The sequence below is a fragment of the Streptococcus penaeicida genome, assembly GCF_002887775.1.
In the GTDB taxonomy this organism is placed as follows: Bacteria; Bacillota; Bacilli; order Lactobacillales; family Streptococcaceae; genus Streptococcus; species Streptococcus penaeicida.
Genome location: NZ_LOCM01000079.1, coordinates 1 through 251 on the forward strand (window position 1 = coordinate 1; position 251 = coordinate 251).

Sequence of the window (251 nt, forward strand, 5' to 3'; positions counted from 1 at the left end):
AAGATATAGTTATTCAATTTTGAGTGGACTAAAAAAGTTAAGTGACGATAGCTAGGAGATACACCTGTACCCATGCCGAACACAGTAGTTAAGCCCTAGAACGCCTGAAGTAGTTGGGGGTTGCCCCCTGTTAGATACGGAAGTCGCTTAGCTTTTATCCGCCATAGCTCAGTTGGTAGTAGCGCATGACTGTTAATCATGATGTCGTAGGTTCGAGTCCTACTGGCGGAGTCGATAGAGATAGGATTTCC

The 251-nt window shown here is 45.0% G+C and carries 1 tRNA gene and 1 rRNA gene; both read left to right on the top strand.

The window, feature by feature from the left end:
* Positions 1 to 37 precede the first annotated feature (37 nt).
* A 5S ribosomal RNA gene (gene rrf / locus AT575_RS10355) occupies positions 38 to 152 on the top strand.
* Positions 153 to 157: 5 nt separating this feature from the next.
* Positions 158 to 231: transfer RNA gene (locus tag AT575_RS10360), tRNA-Asn, on the top strand.
* Positions 232 to 251 lie beyond the last annotated feature (20 nt).